Source organism: Candidatus Zixiibacteriota bacterium (assembly GCA_021159005.1).
In the GTDB taxonomy this organism is placed as follows: Bacteria; Zixibacteria; MSB-5A5; order UBA10806; family 4484-95; genus JAGGSN01.
Map to the genome: position 1 here is coordinate 24856 of JAGGSN010000223.1, position 7249 is coordinate 32104.

At 40.1% G+C, this 7249-nt stretch carries 6 protein-coding genes; 2 read left to right on the plus strand and 4 right to left on the minus strand.

Features of this window, described 5'->3' with window-relative positions; all coding sequences use genetic code 11:
- Positions 1–19 precede the first annotated feature (19 nt).
- Both ybeY and J7K40_14870 read left to right on the plus strand, forming a co-directional pair.
- A complete protein-coding gene (ybeY, locus tag J7K40_14865; GenBank protein MCD6163681.1) occupies positions 20–400 on the plus strand; it encodes an rRNA maturation RNase YbeY in 381 nt (126 codons plus the stop codon).
- Positions 400–1317, plus strand: coding sequence for an HlyC/CorC family transporter (locus tag J7K40_14870; protein ID MCD6163682.1), 918 nt, complete (start codon positions 400–402; stop codon positions 1315–1317). The genes ybeY and J7K40_14870 overlap by 1 nt, the downstream gene beginning before the upstream one ends.
- A gap of 286 nt (positions 1318–1603) precedes the next feature.
- Here the strand turns inward: J7K40_14870 and fba are convergent, their stop codons facing one another.
- The 4 genes from fba to J7K40_14890 form a co-directional block, all read right to left on the minus strand.
- The gene (gene fba / locus J7K40_14875) at positions 1604–2566 is read right to left on the minus strand and encodes a class II fructose-1,6-bisphosphate aldolase (protein MCD6163683.1); all 963 of its coding nucleotides are present in this window, start codon (positions 2564–2566) and stop codon (positions 1604–1606) included.
- 270 nt (positions 2567–2836) lie between these two features.
- Complete coding sequence (locus J7K40_14880) at positions 2837–5038, minus strand: VWA domain-containing protein (protein MCD6163684.1); 2202 nt, start codon at positions 5036–5038, stop codon at positions 2837–2839.
- A 466-nt stretch (positions 5039–5504) separates the two neighbouring features.
- Complete coding sequence (locus J7K40_14885) at positions 5505–5966, minus strand: hypothetical protein (GenBank protein MCD6163685.1); 462 nt, start codon at positions 5964–5966, stop codon at positions 5505–5507.
- A gap of 263 nt (positions 5967–6229) precedes the next feature.
- Positions 6230–7159, minus strand: a complete 930-nt coding sequence (locus tag J7K40_14890; protein MCD6163686.1) for a hypothetical protein — start codon at positions 7157–7159, stop codon at positions 6230–6232.
- Positions 7160–7249 lie beyond the last annotated feature (90 nt).

The window sequence follows — 7249 nt, forward strand, 5'->3', positions numbered from 1 at the left end:
TAAACGTTTTAAGCTGCCCTTGGCGCAGATAAAAAAAATCCTTAATCGGCTGGCAAAAGAGCATAAAGCTCAAGGCGAATTATTTGTTGTCTTTAATAATGACAAACAGATGAGCAGTTTGAATTATCAATTTAAAAAGAAAAATCGCCCTACCGATGTTTTAGCATTCAATCTTGCGGAAAATACGGCGAATAACTATATTGAGGGTGAGATTTATGTTAATTTGCAAATTGCCAAAAGACAAGCCGCTGAATATGAAGCAACGTATTTGGAAGAAGTAATTCGGCTTTGCCTTCATGGTTTTTTGCATCTGTTAGGATATGATGATTTAAATACTAACGCCAAAAAAGAGATGTGGATCATTCAGGAAAATTATTTAACAAGTTTTAAGGAACATTAATGGAAACAAAAGATAATTCAGAACCTCCCAGTAGTGGCTATCATCAGAACGGTTTTTGGACTCGGCTAAAAAGGCTGTTTAAAAAAGAACCAGCCGCAAAACTTTCCCAAAGTCAAAAAGATGCATTCATAGAAAAATCGATTGAGGAATTCTCAACTAATATTTCTATGGAGGCCGAAAAACTCGAACAAGCGGCTAAAAAAATGATTCACGGCATCATCGATTTATCTGATACGGCTGTTAAAGAAATTATGGTTCCGCGCGTTGACATCGTGGGAATTGAGGAAGGCGCTTCATTAGCTGAAATAATTGAATTGGTAAAAAAAACAGGTCATTCCCGATTTCCTTTCTATCGAGAATCGCTTGATGAAATAAAAGGTATTCTCTATATCAAGGACGTGTTTGTCGATTACCCTTCCTCTAATGATACAACCTTAGATACAATCACTCGTCCGGCCTACTTTGTCCCGGAAAATAAAAAAGCCAGCGAGTTATTAAAGGAGATGAAAATGAATAAAATTCATCTCTCGATTGTTGTTGATGAATATGGCGGAACCGCTGGTTTAGTTACTCTCGAAGACGCCCTCGAAGAGATTGTTGGAGAAATTGAGGACGAATACGACCTTGAGGAACAAGTGGTTAAAAAAATCGATGAGACCCACTATTCTGTGAAAGGCAGTCTGCCTATTTCCGATCTCAACGAAGAGCTCGATCTGGATCTTCCTGAAGACCAGTTTGAAACTGTTGGAGGGGTCATATACGATATTGTCGGTAGGCTGCCCGAGCAGGGAACTACTATTGATTATCAATCCTTGAAATTTACAGCAGAAGTAATCGATGGTCAGCGAATAACCAGAGTTATTGTCGAACTCGTTCAGAATAAAATTACCAACAAGCAGAACACTAACAGCGAGTAATGTGTTTTAGCCGGAGTTTAACACTTGCGTTTTGATAAGACACAGCGCTGTAATATGTTAACCATAATTGCGATTAGAAATCCGACACAACAAGACTCTTCATTGAGGGCCTCGGGACTTTCAAAGCTTCGAAAATCTCAAGCTGCTTTGCATCCGCGCTCACCAAGGCATGATGATGACTATGAGATTAAGTTCGGTGATGATTATTGAGAGTGGTTTTAAAAGCATACGCGCCGAATAGGCAGGTCTCGGGGAGACCTGCCCTGCAGGCTTATAAAACCGCTGCTTATTTTGCAGCCATTTTTTCATCGGCTGTATTTTTCGCAGATGCTTGATTGGCGCTTCCTAAGACTTGCATCTTTTGTTTAACGATTTCTGTTATCGCATCCCGAGCAGGACCAAGTATTTTCCTCGGATCAAACTCTGCGATTTTCGTAGTTAGCACCTCTCTGACAGTAGCCGTAAATGTCAACCGTAAGTCTGTATCTATATTTATTTTATTGATGCCTCTTTTTACGGCTTCTCGATAAGCTTCATCCGGCACGCCTTTTGCCCCCGGGATTTTGCCGCCGTATTTAGTTAGCTTGTCTACCAGATCCTTAGGTACGCCGCTAGCGCCATGAAGAACTAACGGGATATTAACCATTGATTTAATCTTTTCTATCCTGTCAAAATCAAGCTTGGCTTCGCTTTTGAACTTATAGGCTCCGTGGCTCGTCCCAACGGCTACCGCCAGGGCATCACAGCCGCTTTTTTTGACAAATTCAACCGCTTCATCCGGATCGGTATAGGTAGCATTCGCCGCATCGACCTTAACATTATCCTCGATACCGGCAAGTTTGCCAAGCTCCGCTTCAACCGTAACATTATACTTGCGGGCATAATCCACTACTTCTTTTGTAATCCGGATATTTTCCTCAAACGGATGATGTGAGCCGTCAATCATAACTGAAGTAAAGCCGGCATCAATGCATCTTTTGGCATCGTCAAATGTTGCGCCATGATCAAGATGAAGAGCCACCGGTATAGATTTTCTTTCTACTTCAGATTTAACGATGGCGACAAGATTTTCCAGCCCGGCATATTTCAGAGCGCTGGTAGAGGCGGCAATTATTACCGGTGATTTCATCTCTTCCGCCGCTTGCAATACAGCTTGAACAAACTCGAGATTATTTACGTTGAATTGACCAATAGCATAATATTTTTTATTTGCTTCTTTGTACATTTCATGCAAAGGAACTAAAGGCATTTCTCCCTCCTATTAAATTAGAGATATTTTTATTTGAAGTTTTTACTAATTCCGCAACATTGACAACCATTTGCGTTCCTCCTTGGTTGTATTATACTTATTAAACTATTATTTTCTTCAATCGGTTTGTTATTTCTTATCGACAGGTAATACTAATATAAATAATATTATATGGCAATTATTTTTTGTGTTTATACCGGAATTTATAATTTAATATCAGTGCCGCAGCAATAATCGGGGCTGGAAAGCCCCGATTACTAAGTGGTTATATTACAGATTCGGAAACAACAATTTTAACTCTTTCTCAGTTAGATTTTCTTTTCCCGAATCCGATATTTGGACAACCTGAGCGCCGATTTTCAAACGCACCTGTTCGCCTAATCCAAGATACCTGCCAAGCGACTGGTCATTTTCGAGAAGCTGGAAATATGCTTTCGAATATCGCTTGACCTCCATATCGAATTTATCGCCCTCGATGTCGCCCTGTATCCAATTATCGCCCGCTTGGAAAAAGCCCTGCGAACCGACCTGAGTAATATTTGAGAAATGTTTTTCCTCACCGTCAATTATTATTTCATTGGCAGGGGCATTTTGTGTCGAAGAATATTTCTTATTTAAACTTTTCGATTGAGCAACCGCCGCCCTGCCGGTTTGGTAGCTTGAAAGGTCTTTAAATTTCCGCCCAATATATTCATTTGCTTCTGGCAGCGGCATCGCTCTAAACTCCTCAGCTTGCCTCTGTCCATCACCGGTAACTAAAAAGGATGTGTATTCTGTAACAATCCCAAATTTCTTCGATAATGCGATTACTTCATTAAGTAATTCATCCTGCGTGCCATGAAGCCGCATTTGCTGAATCAGGTGGCTAATCCGGCGGTTAGCCCATAATAGCGGGATAAATTCATCTTTTTCGGAACCATCGTTAAAATTGACCGGAAATTCATAGGTTATATCCCGATTGCCGATTTTGCCTTTGATAATTGCCTGAGAACTGCCATTGCCATCATAACGACCGACTATTATGATTTCAGAGCCATGGAAAAGATCGGGCAGTTGGTTCGGATATATATTGTAATCTCTGATTGAACTAAACGAAAGCGATACATCAGTTAATGCCGGACTGCTGATTCTCGAGGCGAAACGCGACACCTTAACCTCAATATCCTCATCAGGCAAAACATATTCGGAAACGCCGCTATTTCCCTGAGCCAGACGGTCTAATAAATGTGCATTAACATCGAAACCTACGCCAAATGTAAACAGCCGGGCGCGATGTTCATTAAGAGTTTTTGTATTATTAATAATATTTTCGATGTCTATAATGCCGGAGGTCGGCAGGCCATCAGTTAAAAATAATATGTAAGTAGGGTCATTGTCGTACGAAGTCATGCTGCAGGCGGCGGCAAGGGCATCATAGATGTTTGTACCGCCGGAGGCATCGAGTCTTTCGGCGAAATCAATTGCTTCCTCAATATTAGTTCTATCAGCTCTGACTAAACTTTGCTTAAACGGCTTGATTGAATCATCATAATCTATGATATTGAAATCATCGCCATCGTTAAGCCCCAAAAGGACGAATTTAAGCGCGGCTATTGCCTGCTTAAATTTATCGCCGCGCATACTGCCGGAGGAATCAAGCACGAAAATAATATTCTTATCGATATCATTATTATTTTTCTTAAACGGCGGGGCAAGTATGCCTAAGAAATAACCATCCTTGTTGTTTCGCTCACGATAGCTAAGAAGGTGAAAACCGAAATCGCGATTTTGACGGGTGAAATACAGGGCGAAATCTTTATCGGGTTTTACGTTTCTTTCACTGTAGTGAACCGCGAAAGACCTATCGCCGGTGCGTTTCGTTTCTATCTGATGCGAGGGGCAATACAGCGCGCCGATTTTATCGAATGATTTAATTGCAGCATCAACAGTGCAGTCCTGAAGATTTTCACCCGAATATTTTTCAGTATTGAGGGGATAGATATATTCCACAGTGCCGTTGTCGGATTTCAATGATTCCTCATACTCGATTTTAATTCGCACTTCGCCTCTGGCGGGAATAGGATATACTCTCAGGCGATACATCCCCCGTCCGGCGTATTCCAAGAGCGCCGGGTCTTTTCGCTGACGTACGATATCCTCATATATTTTACGAGCCTGGTCAGCATCGAGAAGCTCTGCCTCCATCTTGCGGCCATCCAGCCAGGCAACAAAACGGCTGATTACCGCGCCCTCCGGGATAGGGAAGATGTAATCGGCTTCTATTTCTCTGCGGTAGGGGTTTACAAAAACCTGGTCGATTTCAGTCAGCGCTGCCGGGTCGTTAATTTCAACATCTACATGATGATATTTGACATTAATCGCCGGTTTCGGCGGCATCCATGGTTTTGGGTTGGGTATAATCATTACGCCATCTGCCAAAACCGCTGTAGTGAAAGCCATGATAGATATCATTATAAGAGTGATGCGTTTCATCGTTATGCTCCTTCGTTACAAGTTTTAATAACGGGACCCCGTTATTGTTGCATTTAACCATTATACTCATCGGGCAGGGAAAATATTCCATTTTTTTATTGCTTTTAAGTTGTTAATATACAGGAAAATATGAAAAACCAAATAATGCGGGGGGAGCCCTGTTAGTTCTTTGTCAAACTTGAACTGATGTTAAAATCACTCTTACAAAAATATACATCGCCTATATGTCAATCTTTATCCTTCACCGCTTCCAACAACGTAAAATCATAAAACTTGCCGATAACCTTGAACCTTATACTAATCACAAATAATATTTTTATCCGCCCGCGAACTTCCATATTTGTCATCGCATAATGTCTGTTGTTAAGCTTAGAGAAACTAAAATTCAGGAAAAGCTCCTTTACTTTTTTAGGTCGGAGCACCTCGACATCAATGGTTTTATACAGGAAACTTTCCTTATCGATTATTATTTTCCCCCTAACTTGTCCTTTATCGGTTTTTTTTTACGGGGATTAATCGAGATGATATAGGCATTATCGGTTTTTTCAAGCAATTCGAAATAGTAATTGGGGTCATCAATAGATAAATGTGATTTAATATCGAGTTTATTTTTTTCATTTCTGTTTTTCTTATCATCCCTATCATCTTTATCATCAGAGCTGGAATAGATTATCTCACGAGTTAATTCCTCATCACCCTGCATCTTCACTCGAGATATAATGGTATCAGCTTCATCATAAATACCCTCTTTATCGACTTTGCCGATAAGAATTTTCTCGGTGAATTCGATGATATAAGATTTACTATTTTCTTCTTCAGCCTCAAGAGCATTTTGGGTGCGGTTGAGAATTTCCTCAAGGGTGATTTGTTGTGAATGTGCCTGACTAAAGACAGCTATGATTGATAATAATATTACAGTTGATTTCAAAGTTCTATAAATTCCTTGCAATTACTATTATCTTAAGCTGTAAATTATTGGGTATAAACGAATAATAACCCTGCAGTGTTTTTACGCACTTACCGGATGTTGAATCTTTAAAGTCTTGTATGTCCATTTATAATATCCTTATTGCAGGATACTGCAATAAGAAAATCTCTCGCTACAGTATCCTGTAATGTTATTCTCTTTAGGTGTCCATTATCAGCATCTTTTAAAATAGCTATATTGAGACATAAGTCATATCGCCATAATTACTTATGTTTGGAATAGCCCTCCGGTATCTCAAACTTGCTGTCATCAACATCGCCTTTTTCGATACTCTGAACCTCAGTAGTCAATGTAAACACCATATTCATTCCGTCTTCACTTTTGGGCTTATCATCTAATCCCATCATAGCGAGCATTTCCGGCGGAATCTGACTATGATCTTCACCGCCAGCGCCCATTGCCTCAGTGCTTTCCATCAGAATAGCTGTTTTGATAGGATAACCACCGGCTTTCTGCATCTGCTCTGTCATTTCATTAAATTGGTCTCCATAATAACCGAAAAACTGCGACATGCTATTTTGGCTCCACATCCTGTCAACGCCGGCTATATCAGCAAAGCTTTGACTAAATTCCGTTAATTCATCTATGGCAGGAACATCTTTGGCATACCAGTATTCATAGGTAATCCGCATTTTCCTGTCAGGGTCGGTTTCATAAACGCCGTTGGCTTTGCCGGTTATTTTTTTACATTTAAAACCGTTAATATCAACATTTTCGTCAGATTTTTCTACCTCGACAGTCCAGATAAAGTCCGTTGGGTCATCTTTATCAGGAATACCGCCGGACATAGCTCCTTGACTCATAGTTCTTTCAAGGCCTTGAAGCATGGTTTCTGTATAAGTTCTCTTTTCTGTGTCGAGATCCCACATCATTTTCATATCCAGACGGGTGATATGTTGAAATTCGGTAGTCTTTTCGCCGCCGGTCATAGCCATGATGCCGCCGGATATTGTATTGATGCCTTTAGTACTGCTTCTGTCGCTTTTGACATACTGCGTTCCATCCATATCGATATTCATCAGCCCGCCGGATTCCATGTGTGTCTTCTGTTTGATAATCACATCGGCTTCAACAATGTCAGCAAACCCAACAATTAGAATGGCAATTAGAATAAAGCTCAAATTTTTCATCATTCCTCCTTTATTAAGCATTATCTTTTAATTTCAGATTAATTATAGTATATTTAATTTTATTGAGCAATTTTTAATTGATTAAAATTATGC

Excerpts from the sequence above, each read along its gene's own strand:
- J7K40_14880 (MCD6163684.1), bottom strand. The coding sequence starts at position 5,038 with ATGAAACGCATCACTCTTATAATGATATCTATCATGGCTTTCACTACA.
- J7K40_14890 (MCD6163686.1), bottom strand. The coding sequence starts at position 7,159 with ATGATGAAAAATTTGAGCTTTATTCTAATTGCCATTCTAATTGTTGGG.
- J7K40_14870 (MCD6163682.1), top strand. The coding sequence starts at position 400 with ATGGAAACAAAAGATAATTCAGAACCTCCCAGTAGTGGCTATCATCAG.
- fba (MCD6163683.1), bottom strand. The coding sequence starts at position 2,566 with ATGCCTTTAGTTCCTTTGCATGAAATGTACAAAGAAGCAAATAAAAAA.